Below are 16,586 nucleotides of genomic sequence, written 5' to 3' on the forward strand. Positions count from 1 at the left end.
GGCGTCGCCTGCGCCGCCCGGTCGCCGCCCCGCCGTTCTCGGCGAGGAGCTCGGCGACCGTGCGCTGCCGCGGCTGGTCGGTCTCGGAACTCATCCGGTACACCGTGCCCCGTCGGTCGTCAAGCGTCCAAGGGATGGGGGCGTGTCCTGCGCCGAGCGGTCGCCCCGCGTCGACCCGTCGAGCGTGTCGAGCCGCCGGAGGATCACACCCTCGCGCAGCGCCCACGGACAGATGTCCAGCTCGGTGATCTTCAACGCCCGCATCGTGGCCTCCGCGACGACCGCTCCGGCGACGAGCTGGTGGGCCCGCGAGGGGCTCACCCCCTCCAGCTCCGCGAGGTCCGCCGAGGACATCCGGCTGATGAACGACCCCAGCTGCCGCAGCCCGGCGTGGGTGAGCACCCGCCTCGCCCGCGGCCCCGCACCCGACGGCGCCGCGCCCGTCAAGCGGGCCAACGAGCGGAACGTCTTCGAGGTGCCCACCGCGAGGTCCGGTTCCCCCACCTTGCGCAGCTCGCGCGCGACCGGCGCGAGGTCCGCGTCCACCTTCTCGCGCAGCAGCTCCACCTCGCGCCGCGACGGCGGGTCCTCGGCGAACCACTCCCGGGTCAGCCGCCCCGCCCCCAGCGGCAGCGACGCGGCCGAGGCCGGGTGCTCGTCCCGGCCCGCCGCGAGCTCCAGCGACCCTCCGCCGATGTCCAGGCACAGCAGCCGCCCCGCCGACCAGCCGTACCAGCGGCGGACGGCCAGGAAGGTGTACCGCGCCTCGTCCTCGCCGGGCAGCACCTCGAGCGCGACCCCGGTCTCGGACCGCACCCGGGCCAGCACCGCGGCGGAGTTCGTGGCGTCCCGCAGGGCGGAGGTGGCGAAGGCGATCATGTCGTCGCAGCCCAGCTCCGCGGCCGAGTCCCGAGCCTCGGCGACCGCCTTGAGCAGGGACGCGGCCCCGGTCTCGGTCAGCGCCCCCGAGGGGTCCAGGTGCTCGGCGAGCCGCAGCTCCGCCTTCTGCGAGGTCGCCGGGGTCGGGTGACCGCCCCGCCGGGCGTCCACCACCAGCAGGTGCACGGTGTTGGAACCGACGTCGAGCACACCCAGTCGCACGACGGGTCAGGTTACCGGGCCGTACCCCGACCGTGCCCGGCCCGTGACCCTCACCCCTCGAACTTGTAGCCGAGCCCGCGGACGGTGACCAGGTGCTTGGGGGTACCCGGGTCGTCCTCGACCTTCGCCCGCAGCCGCTTGACGTGCACGTCGAGGGTCTTCGTGTCCCCCACGTAGTCCGCGCCCCAGACCCTGTCGATCAGCTGCCCGCGGGTCAGCACCCGGCCCGCGTTGCGCAGCAGGTACTCCAGCAGGTCGAACTCCTTGAGCGGCAGCGGCACGTCCGCGCCGTTGACCGACACCACGTGCCGCTCGACGTCCATCCGCACCGGACCGGCCTCCAGCACCCCGGCGTCGTCCGCCTCGGGGGTCTCCCCGCCGCGCCGCAGCACCGCTCGCACCCGGGCGATCAGCTCGCGCGCCGAGTAGGGCTTGGTCACGTAGTCGTCCGCGCCGAGCTCCAGCCCGACGACCTTGTCGATCTCGCTGTCCCGCGCCGTCACCATGATCACCGGGACGGCCGAGCGGGTGCGCAGCGCCTTGCACACGTCCGTGCCGCTCATCCCGGGGAGCATGAGGTCGAGCAGCACGATGTCCGCGCCGTTGCGGTCGAACTCCTCCAGTGCCTCCTGCCCGGTGGTCGCGACGGCGGCGGTGAACCCCTCCTTGCGGAGCAGGAACGCGAGCGGGTCGGCGAAGGACTCCTCGTCCTCGACGATCAGCACACGGGTCATCTCATCCTCCAGCTCGACCGGACGCCCCGGCCGATTCTCGGTCCCGCCGGGTGTCCCCGGTCGCGGGCAGTCGCATGGTGAACGTCGAGCCGGTGCCGGGCCGGCTCCAGAGCCGGACCTCGCCGCCGTGGTTCGCCAGCACGTGTTTGACGATCGCGAGCCCCAGCCCCGTCCCCCCGGTCGCCCGGGAGCGGGCGGGGTCCACCCGGAAGAACCGCTCGAACACCCGGACCTGGTGCTCGGGGGCGATCCCGATGCCGCGGTCGGTCACCGCGATCTCCACCCAGCCGGCCTCCACCCGCCGCGAGACCGACACCGACGCGTCGGCAGGCGAGTAGGCGATCGCGTTCTCGACGAGGTTCGACAGGGCTGTGACCAGCAGCGTCCGGTCCCCGGCTACCTCCAGCCCGGACGGCTCGTCGACGGTGATGTCGATGCCCGCCGCCTCGGCGGACAACCGCGCGCGGGCCAGCGCCTCGGTGACGACCTCGTCCACCTCGACCGTGTCGAGGTCCGGCAGCGCCTCGGCGCCGGTCAGCCGGGACAGCGCGATCAGCTCGGTGACCAGAGCCCCGAGCCGGGTGGACTCGCGCAGGATCTTGGTGGCGAACCGGTGCACGGTCTCCGGGTCGTCCGCGGAGTCCAGCACGGCCTCGGCCAGCAGCCCGACCGCACCGACCGGCGTCTTCAGCTCGTGGCTGACGTTGGCCACGAAGTCCCGCCGGGTGGCCTCCAGGCGCACCGACTCGGACATGTCCGCGGCCTCGACCAGGGTGAACCCGTCCCCCAGCCCCTGCACAGTCGCGACGACGGCGGCGGGCCTGCGCCCCGGGCCGCCTGCGTCGAGCGGGGCGAGGTCGACGACGTCGGTCTGCACGCTGCCGTCGAGCACCCGGCGACACGCCGCCCAGGCCCGCGGGTCCGGCCGCCCGGCGCGGACGACGCCCAGCTCGGCGGCCCGCCGGTTGTGCAGCACGACCTCGCCCGAGCCCGACAGCACGGCGAGCCCGGAGCCGGTGGTGCGGAAGGTGCGCTGCAGGAGCTCGGCGAGCGTGGGCACCCGCCGGGTCTCCGGACGGGCGGTCGGCCGCAGGCTCCGGCTGCGGCCGATCAACCAGCCCGCCCACAGCCCGAAGCCGAGGGCGACGGCGACCAACGTCGCGGACGCCACGGTGTTCACGGCCGCATCGTAGGCCGGGTGACCAGGCCGGACGCCACCCTCAGGGGCCGAAGGTGAGGCTCCTGACTCCCTGAACGGGGGATGTTCCCTCCCCGTTCAGGAGGCGTTCACCGACCCTGGTTCGCCACGCCCGCGATGGCCGCCTCGGCCGCCGCCGGGTCGAGGTACTCGCCGCCCTTCGTGATCGGGGCGAGCGAGTCGTCCAGCTCGTAGCGCAGCGGGATGCCGGTGGGGATGTTGAGGCCCGCGATGTCGGCGTCGGAGATCCCGTCCAGCTCCTTGACCAGCGCGCGCAGCGAGTTGCCGTGGGCCGCGACCAGCACGACCTTGCCCGCCCGCAGGTCCGGGGCGATGGCCTCGTCCCAGTACGGCCGCATCCGCACGACGACGTCCGCCAGACACTCGGTCAGCGGCGCCTCGGTCCCCGCGTACCGCGCGTCCGCGTCCTGCGACCACTCCGAGCCCTTCTCGATGGGCGGCGGCGGGGTGTCGTAGGAGCGGCGCCAGACCATGAACTGGTCGTCCCCGAACTCCTCGCGGATCTGCTTCTTGTCCTTGCCCTGCAGGGCGCCGTAGTGCCGCTCGTTGAGCCGCCAGTCCCGGTGCACCGGGATCCAGTGCCGGTCGGCGGCGTCGAGCGCGAGGTTGGCGGTGTTGATCGCCCGGCGCAGCAGGGAGGTGTGCACGACGTCCGGCAGGATGCCCTGCTCCTTGAGCAGCTCGCCGCCGCGGCGCGCCTCGCCCTCGCCGACCTCGGAGAGTGGCACGTCCACCCATCCGGTGAACAGGTTCTTCACGTTCCAGTCGCTCTGGCCGTGGCGCAGCAACACGAGAGTCGGCATGCGGGACAGCCTAAGGGCAGCTCCCCGGGATCGGGGTGGCGTCCGGATCACGTCGGAGCCGGGCGAGCATCGCGCCGCAGATCGTCTCCAGCTGGCCGACCTGCTCGGGGGTCAGGGCGTCGAACAGGTTGTCCCGCACCGTCCCGACGTGTCCCGGCGCGGCCGCCCGCAGCGCCGCCAGACCGTCCTCGGTGAGGGTGGCGAAGGTCGAGCGGCGGTCGTCGGGGCACGGGCGGCGGCGCACCCAGCCCTGGCGTTCCAGCCGCGTGACGGCGTGGCTCAGCCTGCTCTGGCTGCTCTGCGTCGCGGAGGCGAGCTCGCTCATCCGCAGCGTGTGATCCGGGGCGTCGGACAGCATGGCCAGGATGAGGTAGTAGGCGTGCGGCATGCCGGAGTCCCGCTGGAGCTGGCGGTCCAGCGCGCCGTCGAGCAGGGTCGTCGCGGCGACGAACGCCATCCAGGCCTTGAGCTCGGCGGGCGAGAGCCAGCGCGGTTCCTCCATGCGGCTCAGCCTACGCCCAATCGCTTGAACATTCATCTGACCGACGGTATCGTTGAATCATCAACCGATGGGAAGTGTCCGCCATGCCCGTGCAACGCCTCAACCACGCCGTGCTCTACGTCCGCGAGGTCGACCGCAGCGTCGACTTCTACGCCACCACCCTGGGCTTCCGGGTGGTCATGTCCATCCCGGGGCGCGCGGCGTTCCTGCAGGCCGAGGGGTCCACGAACGACCACGACCTGGGCCTGTTCGCGATCGGCGCGGACGCGGGCGCCCCGACGGCCGGGTCCTCGACCGTGGGCCTCTACCACCTGGCGTGGGAGGTGGACACGCTCGGCGAGCTCGCCCGCATCGAGGGGGTGCTGCGCGAGCACGGCGCGCTCGTCGGCGCCACGGACCACGGCACCACCAAGGCGCTCTACGCCAAGGACCCCGACGGGCTGGAGTTCGAGGTCAGCTGGCTGGTGCCCGCGCGTCTGCTGGGCGAGGACGCCGCGCCGCGCATGGCCGCGCTGGACCTGCCCGCCGAGATCGCCCACTACGGCGCGGACACCCGCGGCGGCATCGGCGTCTCGGTGCCGGTCGCCTAGGGAGCCGCCCCCACGAGGTACCCGTCCTTCGCACTGAACTGGGCGGTGAGGGTGAACCGGTCGCCCCGCACCAGCGTGTGCCGCCATTCGACGGCCCGCCCCCCGGAGCGACCGAGCCGCTCGATCGCCAACGCGGCCACGCCGCCGTCGATCTCGAGCAGCCTGCGTTCCTCGGCGCTGGGCACGACCGCGCGGATGTCCTCCCGGCCGCCCGCGACCCGGATCCCGCAGAGCCGCTCCAGCTCCGGGTAGACACCGGTGTGGGTGAAGTCCACGTCCAGCAGCGGCGCCGCGATCTCCTCCGGCAGCCACACCCGGTCGACGGCGAGCGGCTCGCCCTCCGCGAGCCGCAGCCGCTCCAGGTGCACCAGCGGGGTGGAGGCCTCCAGGCCGAGCCGGTCCGCGACGACGCCGTCCGCCCGCACGTCCAGCGTGCGGACGACGCTGCGCTGCTCGCGCCCGGTCGACTCCACCGCGGAGAACAGGCTGTAGGCCGACCCGAGCTGCTGCTCGATCTCGACCGGCCCCGCCAGCCGCGGCGCCCGGCCCCGGCCCGCCACGACCAGGCCCTCCTCGCGCAGCCTGCGCAGGGCCTCCCGCACGGTGTGCCTGCTCACCCGGTACTCGGCGACGAGCGCGAGCTCACCGGGGAAGGTGACGTCGAACTCGTGCGCGTCCAACCGGGAGCGCAGGTCGGCGAGCAGCTGGGCCCACAGCGGGTCGGCACCCTTGCGCACCAGGGGGCGCGCGCCCATCGCGTCCTCCCGGGGTTCGCTCGACGGTCGTCCGAGGGTAACTCAGGCCTCCGCGGCGGGGCCCGGGTCCGGACGGCGGCGCCGCAGGACGGCCCGGCGCACCAGCCATCCCAGACCCACGAGCACGGCGACGATCGGCAGCATCGGCACCACGAACCCGAGCGTCGCGAGCAGCGCGGCCCCGACGGCCTGCAGGCCCTGCCACCCCACCGCGAGCCCGCCGAGGAACCCGCCCGCGGCCGGTGGCGCGGGGACGACGGCGGTGGACACCGCGACCTCCACTGTGGCCAAGGACACCTGGTCGCGCAGCAGCGCCACCCGGCGCTGCAGGGACTCCAGGTCGGCCTCGCGGGAGGCCAGCTCCGACTCGACCGACACGATCTCGTTGATCGTCGTGGCCCGGTCGAGCAGCCCGCGGACCCGCGCGACGCTGGCCTGCTGCGCGGCGATCCGGCCGTCGAGATCCGCGACCTGCCCGCCGACGTCCTGGGCCTCGCTGCCGCGCGCGGTCACGGTGCCGAGGGCCCCGAGCCGCTCGGTGAGGGCGTCGAGCCGGTCGGTCGGCACCCGCAGGGTGAACCCGGCCGCCGACGTGCCCGAGCGCTCCTCGGCCACGAACCCGCCCGCCGCCGCGACGGCCCGCCGCACCTCCGCCGCGGCGGCCACCGGGTCCGCGACCTCGAGGGACAGCCGGGCGGTGCGGATCACGTCCATCCCGGCCGAACCCGGGTCCGTCGGCGTGACGGCGGGGGCGGACCGGTCGAGCGCGTCCGACTCCGCCGTGAGCGGGGCGGCGGGGGCGGACATGCCCGGCGCGGAGCCCGCCTCGGAACCGCCTGCAGCCTCGGGCGTCCCCGCCCCGCCCGATCCCGCGCCCGATCCCGCGCCCGATCCCGCGCCCGGCCCGAGGGACACCGCCCCGCCCGACGAGCCCCGGGAGGTCTCCATGGCCACGCCCGTCACGATCGACGCCGAGGCCAGCACCACCACCCCGGTCACGATCCCGGCGATCCAGCGCCCCCGCCTGCCACGCAGAGCCCTCCGCGGGGCCCATCCCGGAGCCTCGACCGGCCGTTCGTCCACCAGCTGCATGACACCCTCCCCAGTCCGTCTCGCCCCCAGGACGGAACGGACACCGGATCGGGTTGCACGGGCCTACGGGGTGACGGTCACCGCGTCCAGCACGAACACGAGGGTCTCGTTCGGCGCGATGCCGCGCCCGCCCGCGCCGTAGCCCTTGTCCGGTGGGATGACGAGCAGCCTGCGCCCGCCCTCGCGCATCCCCACGACGCCCTCGTTCCAGCCGTCGATCACGGGAGCCCGGCCCACGTCCTCCAGCGCGAACGGCTCCCCGCGGTTCCAGGAGGCGTCCAGCTCACGCTTGTCCGACCAGGTGACCAGGTCGTAGTTCGTGAGCAGCGTGGAGCCGGGGACGACCTCCGCGCCCGGGCCGACGAGCAGGTCCTTGCTCAGCAGCTGCGTGGGCGGCGCGCAGGTGTCCGGCACGGTGATGGTGGGCCTGGTGCCCGGCGCACCCCCGACGACGATGTCGTCCGCGGTGCAGACCGGCAGCACCGCCGCGCTCGGGGCGGCCGCCGGTGCGGCCGCGGTCGGGGCGGCCGCCGGGGCCGGGGACGAACAGGAGGCCAGGGCGGCGACCGCGGCGGCCGCGAGGACGATCTTGCCGAGAGCGCGCACGGGCGGACCCTAGCGGTCCCCCGACCGGCCTACTCGAAGAGGTGCTCGAAGGCCATCAGGTTGGCCAGCGACTCGCCGCGCTCGCTGCGCCAGGCGTGCTCGCGCTTGATCGACTCGGCGAAGCCGAGCTCCAGGAACGTGTTGAAGTCCCCGTCCGCGGCCTCGAGGGTCTGGCCGAGCACCCGGTCCATCTCGTCCGGCCCGACGGCGACGAGCGGGATCCGGCCGATCAGGTGGATGTCCCCGACCCGGTCCAGGGCGTAGTGCACGCCGTAGAGGCGGGCGTTGCGCTGCAGCATGTAGCGGTAGACCCCGACGTGGTTCTCGTCCGGCTGCCTGCACACGAAGGCCTGCACGAACACCGACTGCTCCCGCACCAGCAGCCAGGTCGGGGTGTTGAGCCGGTTGGTCCCCTCGAGCGTGACCAGGTACTGGCCCTCGTCCCGCCGGGTGTAGGGGACTTCCAGCTCGTCCAGGGCCGCCTTGACCTGCGCGTCGATGCTCACGCGTCGATGATGCCCGTGACGAGCCTGCGCCGCAGGCGGGCGTCGTGCTCGCGGCCCGCGTCCGCGTAGGTGGCGAGCAGCGCGTCGGTCGTGCGGTCCCAGGAGAAGTCCTGCGCGTGGGCCACCGCGCCCGCCGCCAGCCGCTCGCGGCGGACCGGGTCGAGCGCCACCGCGGCCAGCGCCGAGGCCCACCGTCCGGCCCCGTGCCCCGGGACCAGCAACCCGGACCGGCCGTCCGCGACCGCCACCGGCAGCCCGCCGACGTCCGCCGCCACGACCGGTGTCCCGCAGGCCTGGGCCTCCAGCGCGACCAGGCCGAAGGACTCGTTGTGGCTCGGGACCGCCACGACGTCCGCGGCCCGGTAGACCGTCGCCAGCGCCGCGCCGCCCTGCGGCGGCAGGAACCGGACGACGTCCGCGATTCCCAGGTGGGCCGCCAGCTCCTGCAACGACGTCGGCTCGGCCAGACCGGACCCGGACGGCCCGCCCGCGACGAGCACGACCAGCCGGGACCGCAGACCGGGGTCGCGGCGCAGCATCTCCGCGGCAGCGCGCAGCAGCACGTCCGGCGCCTTGAGCCGCTGGATCCGGCCGACGAACCCGAGCACGACGGCGTCCGGCGCGATCCCCAGCCGGGACCGCGCGATCGCTCGCGACCCCGGCCGGAAGCGCTCCAGGTCCACCCCCGGCGGGATCGCGACGGTGCGCAGCGGGTCGGCGCCGCACAGCTCGACGAGCTGGCGCGCCTCGGTGTCGGTGTTGGCCACCATCCGGTCCGCCTCGGCGACGACCTGGTCCTCGCCGATGACCCGGACCATCGGCTCCGGCTCGTCCCCCTCGGCCAGCGCGGCGTTCTTCACCCGCGCGAGCGTGTGGGCGGTGTGCACCAACGGCACGCCCCAGCGGTCCCTTGCGAGCCAGCCGACCTGGCCGGAGAGCCAGTAGTGCGAGTGCACGACGCCGTACCAGCCGGGCTCGTGGCGCGCCTCGGTCCGCAGCACGCCCGCGGTGAAGGCGCAGAGCTGGCCGGGCAGGTCGTTCTTGCCGAGCCCCTCGAACGGGCCCGCGGCGATGTGCCGCACGAGCACACCCGGGGCGAGCTCGGCGACCGGCGGCTGCTCCGACGACGTGGCCCGGGTGAAGATCTCCACCGGCACCCCGCGCCGCGCCATCCGGGTGGCGGTCTCGGCGATGTAGACGTTCATGCCGCCCGCGTCACCGGTGCCGGGCTGCTCCAGCGGGGAGGTGTGCACCGAGAGGATGGCGACGCGGCCGCGCACGTCGGGGCGCACCGCTGCTCGGTCTGTCACGTCCGCCTTCCTAGCACGATCCGCAGTACCCCACCCGGGGTCACCCCCTCCACCCGGGCAGCGCCAGCAGCGCCCGCAGCGGGTCGTCCGCGTGCACCGTCCCGCGGGCGTCGACCCAGGTGGGGACGCGGAACCGGCCCTTCTCGGGCCGCTCCAGATCGATCTCCAGGCGGTCGTGGAGCCGCAGCTCGCCGGGCGGCACCGCCAGGTCCGCTGTGCGGCAGGCCACGACCACGTCGGGCAGATCGGACCAGGCGACCGGCTCCCCGTCCCCGACGACCTCCCCGCGCACGACCTCCGAGGCGAGCGGCAGGTCCAGGATCTCCGCCAGCGCCGCGGGCTCGCCGCCCACCACGAGCTCCGCCGCGGGCAGGACGGCGGCGGTCCACGGCGCGTCCAGCACGACGGCGTCGTCGACCGGCACGACCGTCCCCGCCAGCGATCGGACGTGGTCGGGCAGCTCCAGCGCCGCCACGTCGACGAGCCCGTCCGCGACCGCGGCGGCCAGCACCGCGTGGGCCCGGGCCCCGAGCCCCGCCCCGACCGTCCGCCCCGGGTCGGCGAGCCGGTCGAGCAGGTCCGCGGCGTCCTCGGTGTCGGCGACCCCCAGCGCGCTGCGTACCCCGACCGCCGTGAGCACGGCCTCGTCGACGATCCCGCCCCGGTTCGGGGTCACCGCCCCGGTCGGCACGGCGGGCACCGGGTCGTAGAGGCCCGCCAGCCCGTCCGCCGAGGGCAGCCGCCAGTACCCGGGCTCCCGCCCGCCCAGCAGCGCGTGGCGGGCCAGCCACCAGCCGGTGTACCCGCCCGGCTCCAGCAGGGCGGCCCGGGTCCCCGGCGCGCAGGCCAGGAGCGCGAGAGCGGCGGGCCAGGCGGCGTCCGCGACCAGGTCGAGATCGCGGACGGCGACCACGCGGGTGGGCTCGCGCTCGTCCCACCACAGGTCCTCGTCGTGCAGGTCGTGGTCCGGGCCCGCGGGCTCCTCGTCCACGACGACGGCGAACCCGTCGAGCACCCCGGCCGCGACCAGCGCCTCCCGCGGGAACCGGGCCGCCCACTCCGGCGCGAGCACCCCGATCGGCGCGTCGGGATCGACCAGCGCCCGGACGGCGGCGTCCGGCAGCAGCAGCTCGTCCGCGCGGCTCGGGACGCCCTCGGCGTCCGGCAGCGCGAGCCCGCCCAGCCCCGGGACCGGGTCGCGGAGCAGCCCGAGCACGGCGGCGGCCAGCGGCTCCGGATCGAGGCCCGCCTCGGCGTCGTCGACGGACCGCTCGACGGCCTCCCGCAGGGCGGGGTGGTTCAGCAGCGCGGCGCCGTCGACCTCGCAGGCCCCGAGCCGCGCGAGCAACGGGTGCACGGCGGCCGGGTCGACGACGTGCAACCCCGGCAGGGCCAGCGCCGCGACCGCACGCTCGGCCCCGGTGAGCTCGCCCGCGGTCGTCAGGACGGTCGGCGGCCCCGAGACCAGCCGCCCGTCGAGCAGCGGCACGGGCAGCGCCCGCAGGTCCTGCGCGAGCCCCGGCACCGTCTCGACGGCGGGCTCCAGCGCCGCGTACACCCCTCGCCACCAGCTCGGACCCTGCTCCACGGCGTGCAGTCGGTCGGTCAGCTCCGCCGCCGGGACCCGCCGCGCCCCGAGCGCGGCGAGCTGGGGGGCGAAGGCCGGATCGACCTCCGCCAGCCCCTCGAACCCGGCGTCCGCGGCCGCCAGCACACCCGCGAGCCCCTCGGCCCCTGGCAGGTCGAGCCACTCCGCCCGCCGCGGCGCCAGCTCCCGACCCCCGGCCGCGGGCAGCCAGGCGTGCACGGCGAGGGCCTCGAGGGTCGCGGCGCGGACCCGCCCGTCGAGCTCGGACAACGGGAGGTCCAGCGGCGGGACCAGGGCCAACCGGTGCTCCGGTGGCACCGCGCGCACCAGGTCCACGTACGCCTCGGCGGCCGCGGCCAGCACGGCGTCGGTGGCCGGGCCCGGCCGGACGCGGCGGCGGTCCGGGTCCAGCGGCAGGTCGGCGATCAGCCGGGCGGGCAGGCCCAACCGCTCCGCCCCGGGGGTCGGGGCGTGCAGGACCTCACCGGAGTCGGGCCGGAAGGGCGCGGGCGCGCCCGCGGCGTCCAGCGGCAGGGCCCAGCACAGCGATCGCCGCCGCCGGGCCCGCTCCTCCACCGCCGCCCCCGGCTCGGCGACCACCGAGCGCCGCACCACCAGGTACGCCCGCTCACCGACCACCACCCTGCTCACCCCGGCGGTGTCCCCCGACGCGATGTCCCCCGACGCGGTGTCCTCCGACGCGGTGCCGCCCGAAGCAGCGTCCTGCGACGACCGCGTCACCTCGACGTCCCCGACCGTGACCGACTCCAGGTCGGGCAGGGCCAGCAGCAGGTCGGGGGCGGCCGCGCGGGCCTCGGCGAGCAGCGCGTCCGCGGACAGCCCGGCGCGCAGCGGCAGCCGGACCTCCGTCGCGAACCCCGCCGGCGGACCGGGCTCGTCGGGGTCCACCGGCCAGACCAGGCGCAGGACCGGCACGTGCCCGTCCCGGCGCGCCAGCTCGGCCGCCGGGCCGGGGAGGGACCCCACGGCCGCGACCGTGTCCGCCGCGGAGAACCGCACGCCGACGCCCGGCCCCGTGACCAGCCGCGGCGCCGAGGTCAGCGGCAGGACCGCCGCGAACCCGACGCCGAACCGCCCCGCCGAGCCGGGGTCATCGCGTTTCGCGGAGGCCCGCAGGGAGGCCAGGGCCTCGACCCCGGCCGCGTCGAGCGGGGCCCCGGTGTTCGCGGCCCACAGCTCGGCGCCGTCGTGCGCCGACCCCACGACCCTCAGTCGCCCCGGCACACCCGCCGCCCGCGCGGCGTCGGCCGCGTTCTGCGCCAGCTCGACGAACCACGTCGCGGCGTACCCGCCGAGGACGAGGTCCTCCTCGGCGTTCGCGTCCTCGCGGAACCGGGTCGGCGAGTCCGCCCAGGCCGCGAGCAGGGCCGCGCGTAGCGCGGCCGTGCCGAACCCGTCGTTCAGGAACGGTCCTCGAGGTCCACGCCGTCGTCGTAGACGAGAGCGGCGACGTGGATCGGCGAGCCGACCTTCACCTCGGTCTCGGAGTGCGCGCCGCACCCGAACTCGACCGACACCGCGGTCCCGTCCGCCGGGGAGTACTCGTTGGCGCAGACGCCGAAGCCCGCCCGCAGCGACCCGGCCAGCGGGGCGAAGAACCCGCAGGTCCCGCAGGCCAGCGCGGTGGCACGGGCCAGGTCGGAGTCCGGTCCGTGCGCCTCCTCCCATCGGGCGGCGGCGTCGAGCCGGGCCTCGCGGCTGAGCACCCGGGTGCGCCCGAGCCCGATCTCGACGGCGACCTCCTCGACGGCCGGGTCGTCCGACTCGAGGTAGGCGGGCACCAGCCGGGTGTCGTCCGGCTCGACCGGCAGCAGGTCCCCGGGCCCGAGGTCGCCGGGCCGGATCCGCTCCTGCCAGGGCACCCAGACCGGCGCGACCAGCGCGTCCTCGCCGGGCAGCAGCACGACCTCGCTGACCGTGACCGGCCCCTCCGGCGCGGCGACGACCGTCACCGACCAGCGCCACCCGCGGTACCCCGCGACGACCGCGGCGAAGGAGTGCGTGACCGCGGTCCCGTCCTCCACGACGCTCCCGAGGTGCTCGCCCACGGCGGCCTCGGCGGCCTCCGCACCGAGATCGGTGGCGGCCTCCTCCACCGCGGCGGCGCGGGCCAGCGCGACGGCCTCGGAGGTCTCGGCGGCCTCGGTGACCGTGGTGCTCATGGACATGACACTCCCTCGCCGACTCGAACGGGGCCGATTGTGCCATCCGGGCCACTCCCGGCCGGCATCATCACCCGCGATGCACCGGATCCTGGGTTCCCTGCTGGCGACGGCGGCCGTGGTGGCCGCGTGCGGGGCCTCCGCCCCGACCGCCCGGGTCGAGGTCCTCGGCACCCTCCCGCACGATCCGCACGCGTTCACCCAGGGGCTCGAGCTGGCGGACGGCGTGCTCTACGAGGGCACCGGCCTCGTCGGCGCCTCCGAGCTGCGCGAGCTGGACCCGGCCACCGGCGCGGTGCGGCGCGCCGTTCCGATCCCCGAGGGCCTGTTCGGCGAGGGGATCACCGTCGTCGGGTCCTCGATCTGGCAGCTGACCTGGCAGGACGGCGTCGCGCTGCAGTGGGACCGGGCCACGCTGACCCTGCTCCGGCAGGTCCCCGTCCAGGGCGAGGGCTGGGGCCTCTGCCTCGACGGGGCCCGCCTGGTCCGCTCCGACGGCACCGACCGCCTGCACTTCCACGACCCGCGGACCTTCGCCGAGACCGGGTCGGTCACCGTCTCCGGGGAGACCGCGCTCAACGAGCTGGAGTGCGTCGGCGGGCAGGTGTGGGCCAACGTCTGGCAGACCGACCGTCTGGTCCGGATCGACCCGTCCACCGGCGCGGTCACCGCCGAGGTCGACGCGTCCGGCCTGCTCACGGCCGAGCAGCGGGCGGACGCCGACGTGCTCAACGGGATCGCCCACGTCACCGGGGACGAGTACCTGCTCACCGGCAAGCGGTGGCCCACGACCTTCCGGGTGCGACTCACCCGGCAGTGAGCCGCGCCGTACCCGGTGACAGCGGGCCGCGGGCGGGCAGAATGGACCCATGGCGCGCGACGGGAACCGGCGATGGGGCCGTCGCGGGCACGACCGCTGGGCCGTCGTCGAGGGGGGCACACCCGCCCCGGAGCCCGCGCCGCGCCCCGAGCCCGAGCCGTACGTCCCGACGGTCCACCGCCGCTACCCGTGGCACGACGACCCGGACTACGACCCCGCCCAGTACCGCCGCGACCCGCCGCCACCCCCGACCGACCCCGGCCCCCCGCCGAGCGCGGGGAACCCGGTGTCGGGCCCCGCGGACGCCCCCGCCGCGGAGCCGACGGCGGCCACCCCGCCCGGCATGCCGAAGAAGCTCACGGTGACCCGGGTCGCAGGCATGCGCACCCGGCAGCTCACCGGCCGTGCGGTGAACACGTTCAAGCGCGCCGCGCAGGCGGACGGGGCCGACCGGTCCGGGCTGACCAGCCTGACCTACGCCTCGATGATGGACTACGCGGTGGACGCCGCCGTGGCCGTCGCGCTGGCCAACACCCTGTTCTTCGCCGCGGCCACGGCGGAGTCCAAGACGAACGTCGCGCTCTACCTGCTGATCACCGTCGCGCCGTTCGCCGTGGTCGCGCCGGTGATCGGTCCGCTGCTGGACCGGCTGCAGCGCGGGCGGCGGGTGGCGCTGTCCGCGGCGTTCATCGGGCGGGCGGTGCTGTGCGTGGTCATGGCGCTGAACTACGAGAACTGGATCCTCTATCCCGCCGCGCTCGGCGCGATGGTGCTGTCCAAGTCCTTCACCGTGCTCAAGGCGGCGATCACCCCGCGGGTGCTGCCCGAGAGCATCACCCTCGCCACCACGAACTCCCGGTTGACCACGTTCGGCCTGGTCGCGGGCGGGGTGTTCGGCGGGATCGCGAGCGGCGTCGCCTACTTCCAGGGCTCGCCGGGCGCGCTGTACTTCACCGCCGCGCTCGGGATCGCGGGCGCCGTGCTGAGCCTGCGCATCCCGAAGTGGGTCGAGATCACCACCGGCGAGGTGCCCGCCCGGCTGCGCAGCACCCGTCGGGCCAAGCGGCAGCGCGTCGGCCGGTCCGTGCTGGTCGCGCTGTGGGGCAACGGCGGCGCCCGGGTGCTGACCGGGTTCCTGACCCTGTTCGTGGCGTTCGTCGTCAAAGAGCAGGTGGAGGGGGACGCGGCCCGGCAGCTGTTCCTGATCGGGATCATCGGCGCCGCCGCGGGCGCGGGCTCGTTCCTCGGCAACGGCGTCGGCTCGCGGCTGCGCTTCGACCGGCCCGAGATCATGATCGTGAGCTGCGTGGCGACGGCCTGCGCGGCGGCGGTCGTCGCGGCCGTGTTCCCCGGCATCCTCACCGCCGCGATCGTCGGGCTGGTCGGCGCGACGGGCAGCGCCCTGGCGAAGGTCTGCCTGGACGGCGTCATCCAGCGGGACCTGCCGGAGGAGTCGCGCGCCTCGGCGTTCGGCCGCTCGGAGACGGTCCTGCAGCTGGCCTGGGTGTCCGGCGGCGCCCTCGGGGTGCTGCTGCCGCACAGCACGTTCTGGATCGGGTTCTGCGTGGTCGCGTCGGTGGTGGGGGTCGTCGGCATCCAGACCGCGCTGGTCGCCCGCGGCCGCACGCTGATCCCCGGCCTCGCGGGCCGGGCACCCGTCCTGGACCGCCCGTCCGCGCCGGTAGCCTGAGCGGGTGCGCCGCTCCCTGCTCCTGCTCCTCGGCACGCTGTTCCTGGTCGCCGGGTGCGGCGGCGGGAACCCTCGGGTGACCTGGACCGTGGCCGGTCAGGAGTCGACCGTCGGCCCCGCCCAGTACTGCGACATCAAGCTGCGGGACTGCACGAACGACGAGCAGGCCAAGGCCAGCCTCGCGGTTCCCGCAGGCGCCGCCGTGGAGATCAGCGTGCCGTCGGAGGTGTCCGAGGCGCCCTGGTCGGTCGTGTTCGCCTACGTCGGGCCGGACGGGCAGCAGACCACCGGTCGTAGCCCCGTCTTCACCCCGAAGGCGCAGGAGAGCTACACGCTCACCCTGCCGGAGCCCGGCGACACCCTGCAGACCGCCCAGGTCCAGCTGCTCGGCGTCGCGCCGGTGGCGAACCCGGACTCGGGTGAGCTGGAGTTCCCCACCCGAGCCACCTGGCTCCTGGTCGCGCAGCGGTAGCCGTGCCTCAGCCGTCCAGGTCCCGGGCCACGGCCCGGACCACCTCGGCGGCGAGCTTGGCGGTCTTGCGGTCCGGGTAGCGGCCGCGGCGCAGGTCCGGCTGGACCCGCGCGTCCAGCAGCTTGATCATGTCCTCGATGAGGCCGTGCAGCTCCTCGGCGGGCCGTCGGGTCGCCTCCACCACGGAGTGCTGGGTGTCGACGATCCGCACGGACAGCGCCTGCGGTCCGCGCCGCCCGTCCGCCATCCCGAACTCGACCCGCTGCCCCTGCTTCAGCGCCTCCACGCCCGGAGGCAGCGAGGCCTTGCGGACGTAGACGTCCTCACCGCCGTCCTGGGCGAGGAACCCGAAGCCCTTCTCGGCGTCGTACCACTTGACCCTGCCGGTCGGCACCCTGCTCACCCGTTCCTCGATCGTCCTGCTCCGCCGTACGCCCGTGCACGACGAACGCGCCCCGGCGGCACCGGGACGCGCTCCGCCCAGAGTAGTCGCGCAACCGGCGTCGCGCACCGTCCTTACGGGGTGCCGAGGTCCAACAGCTCCGCGGACTTCGCCCGCATCTCGACCTTGCGGACCTTGCCGGTCACCGTCATCGGGAACTCGTCGACGACGAG

Annotated in this window: 17 protein-coding genes; 4 read left to right on the forward strand and 13 right to left on the reverse strand. The window is 75.5% G+C overall.

The window, feature by feature from the left end; all coding sequences use genetic code 11:
- Nucleotides 1–90: 90 nt before the first annotated feature.
- The 5 genes from ABD993_RS07320 to ABD993_RS07340 form a co-directional block, all read right to left on the reverse strand.
- Nucleotides 91–1,101 (reverse strand): Ppx/GppA phosphatase family protein, encoded by a 1,011-nt coding sequence (locus tag ABD993_RS07320; protein ID WP_345414018.1) that lies wholly within the window; start codon nucleotides 1,099–1,101, stop codon nucleotides 91–93.
- A gap of 50 nt (nucleotides 1,102–1,151) precedes the next feature.
- Nucleotides 1,152–1,835 carry a response regulator gene (locus ABD993_RS07325; RefSeq protein ID WP_345414020.1) on the reverse strand — a complete coding sequence of 228 codons (684 nt, stop codon included), beginning with the start codon at nucleotides 1,833–1,835 and terminating at the stop codon, nucleotides 1,152–1,154.
- Between the two features lies 1 nt (nucleotide 1,836).
- A complete protein-coding gene (locus ABD993_RS07330) occupies nucleotides 1,837–3,015 on the reverse strand; it encodes a sensor histidine kinase (protein WP_425568910.1) in 1,179 nt (392 codons plus the stop codon).
- Between the two features lie 107 nt (nucleotides 3,016–3,122).
- Entirely contained in the window at nucleotides 3,123–3,857 is a 735-nt protein-coding gene (locus ABD993_RS07335; protein ID WP_425568911.1) for a phosphoglyceromutase, read from the reverse strand.
- Nucleotides 3,858–3,867: 10 nt separating this feature from the next.
- On the reverse strand, nucleotides 3,868–4,359 hold the full coding sequence (locus tag ABD993_RS07340; protein ID WP_345414022.1) for a MarR family winged helix-turn-helix transcriptional regulator: 492 nt from the start codon (nucleotides 4,357–4,359) through the stop codon (nucleotides 3,868–3,870).
- An 83-nt stretch (nucleotides 4,360–4,442) separates the two neighbouring features.
- Between ABD993_RS07340 and ABD993_RS07345 the strand changes: the two genes are divergently transcribed.
- Complete coding sequence (locus ABD993_RS07345; RefSeq protein WP_345414024.1) at nucleotides 4,443–4,949, forward strand: VOC family protein; 507 nt, start codon at nucleotides 4,443–4,445, stop codon at nucleotides 4,947–4,949.
- Here ABD993_RS07345 and ABD993_RS07350 read toward each other — a convergent pair.
- The 7 genes from ABD993_RS07350 to ABD993_RS07380 form a co-directional block, all read right to left on the reverse strand.
- On the reverse strand, nucleotides 4,946–5,704 hold the full coding sequence (locus tag ABD993_RS07350; RefSeq protein WP_345414026.1) for a GntR family transcriptional regulator: 759 nt from the start codon (nucleotides 5,702–5,704) through the stop codon (nucleotides 4,946–4,948). The genes ABD993_RS07345 and ABD993_RS07350 overlap by 4 nt on opposite strands.
- A gap of 42 nt (nucleotides 5,705–5,746) precedes the next feature.
- A complete protein-coding gene (locus ABD993_RS07355) occupies nucleotides 5,747–6,796 on the reverse strand; it encodes a DUF4349 domain-containing protein (protein WP_345414028.1) in 1,050 nt (349 codons plus the stop codon).
- A gap of 63 nt (nucleotides 6,797–6,859) precedes the next feature.
- Complete coding sequence (locus ABD993_RS07360) at nucleotides 6,860–7,402, reverse strand: FKBP-type peptidyl-prolyl cis-trans isomerase (protein ID WP_345414030.1); 543 nt, start codon at nucleotides 7,400–7,402, stop codon at nucleotides 6,860–6,862.
- A gap of 29 nt (nucleotides 7,403–7,431) precedes the next feature.
- On the reverse strand, nucleotides 7,432–7,908 hold the full coding sequence (locus ABD993_RS07365) for a type III secretion system chaperone family protein (RefSeq protein ID WP_345414032.1): 477 nt from the start codon (nucleotides 7,906–7,908) through the stop codon (nucleotides 7,432–7,434).
- Entirely contained in the window at nucleotides 7,905–9,218 is a 1,314-nt protein-coding gene (gene mshA / locus ABD993_RS07370; protein WP_345414034.1) for a D-inositol-3-phosphate glycosyltransferase, read from the reverse strand. Before mshA ends, ABD993_RS07365 begins: the two co-directional genes overlap by 4 nt.
- Nucleotides 9,219–9,258: 40 nt before the next feature.
- A complete protein-coding gene (locus ABD993_RS07375; RefSeq protein WP_345414036.1) occupies nucleotides 9,259–12,327 on the reverse strand; it encodes a sacsin N-terminal ATP-binding-like domain-containing protein in 3,069 nt (1,022 codons plus the stop codon).
- On the reverse strand, nucleotides 12,228–12,989 hold the full coding sequence (locus tag ABD993_RS07380; protein WP_345414038.1) for a DUF3027 domain-containing protein: 762 nt from the start codon (nucleotides 12,987–12,989) through the stop codon (nucleotides 12,228–12,230). The genes ABD993_RS07375 and ABD993_RS07380 overlap by 100 nt, the downstream gene beginning before the upstream one ends.
- A 79-nt stretch (nucleotides 12,990–13,068) precedes the next feature.
- Here ABD993_RS07380 and ABD993_RS07385 point away from each other — a divergent pair, with 79 nt between their 5' ends.
- From ABD993_RS07385 to ABD993_RS07395, 3 genes are read left to right on the forward strand one after another with little or no spacing between them, the layout of a single operon-like run.
- Complete coding sequence (locus tag ABD993_RS07385) at nucleotides 13,069–13,809, forward strand: glutaminyl-peptide cyclotransferase (protein WP_345414040.1); 741 nt, start codon at nucleotides 13,069–13,071, stop codon at nucleotides 13,807–13,809.
- 49 nt (nucleotides 13,810–13,858) lie between these two features.
- The gene (locus ABD993_RS07390; RefSeq protein WP_345414042.1) at nucleotides 13,859–15,499 is read left to right on the forward strand and encodes an MFS transporter; all 1,641 of its coding nucleotides are present in this window, start codon (nucleotides 13,859–13,861) and stop codon (nucleotides 15,497–15,499) included.
- A gap of 4 nt (nucleotides 15,500–15,503) precedes the next feature.
- A complete protein-coding gene (locus ABD993_RS07395; protein ID WP_345414044.1) occupies nucleotides 15,504–15,971 on the forward strand; it encodes a DUF2771 family protein in 468 nt (155 codons plus the stop codon).
- Nucleotides 15,972–15,978: 7 nt separating this feature from the next.
- Here the strand turns inward: ABD993_RS07395 and ABD993_RS07400 are convergent, their stop codons facing one another.
- Entirely contained in the window at nucleotides 15,979–16,365 is a 387-nt protein-coding gene (locus tag ABD993_RS07400; protein ID WP_345414050.1) for a cold-shock protein, read from the reverse strand.
- Nucleotides 16,366–16,586: the final 221 nt, after the last annotated feature.

The organism is Pseudonocardia xishanensis (assembly GCF_039541715.1).
GTDB lineage: Bacteria > Actinomycetota > Actinomycetes > Mycobacteriales > Pseudonocardiaceae > Pseudonocardia > Pseudonocardia xishanensis.

Bases quoted from the DNA above. Each gene is read 5' to 3' on its own strand.
- ABD993_RS07350 (WP_345414026.1), bottom strand. From the start codon at position 5,704: ATGGGCGCGCGCCCCCTGGTGCGCAAGGGTGCCGACCCGCTGTGGGCC.
- ABD993_RS07345 (WP_345414024.1), top strand. From the start codon at position 4,443: ATGCCCGTGCAACGCCTCAACCACGCCGTGCTCTACGTCCGCGAGGTC.
- ABD993_RS07380 (WP_345414038.1), bottom strand. From the start codon at position 12,989: ATGAGCACCACGGTCACCGAGGCCGCCGAGACCTCCGAGGCCGTCGCG.
- ABD993_RS07355 (WP_345414028.1), bottom strand. From the start codon at position 6,796: ATGCAGCTGGTGGACGAACGGCCGGTCGAGGCTCCGGGATGGGCCCCG.
- ABD993_RS07340 (WP_345414022.1), bottom strand. From the start codon at position 4,359: ATGGAGGAACCGCGCTGGCTCTCGCCCGCCGAGCTCAAGGCCTGGATG.
- ABD993_RS07385 (WP_345414040.1), top strand. From the start codon at position 13,069: ATGCACCGGATCCTGGGTTCCCTGCTGGCGACGGCGGCCGTGGTGGCC.
- ABD993_RS07390 (WP_345414042.1), top strand. From the start codon at position 13,859: ATGGCGCGCGACGGGAACCGGCGATGGGGCCGTCGCGGGCACGACCGC.
- ABD993_RS07325 (WP_345414020.1), bottom strand. From the start codon at position 1,835: ATGACCCGTGTGCTGATCGTCGAGGACGAGGAGTCCTTCGCCGACCCG.
- ABD993_RS07335 (WP_425568911.1), bottom strand. From the start codon at position 3,857: ATGCCGACTCTCGTGTTGCTGCGCCACGGCCAGAGCGACTGGAACGTG.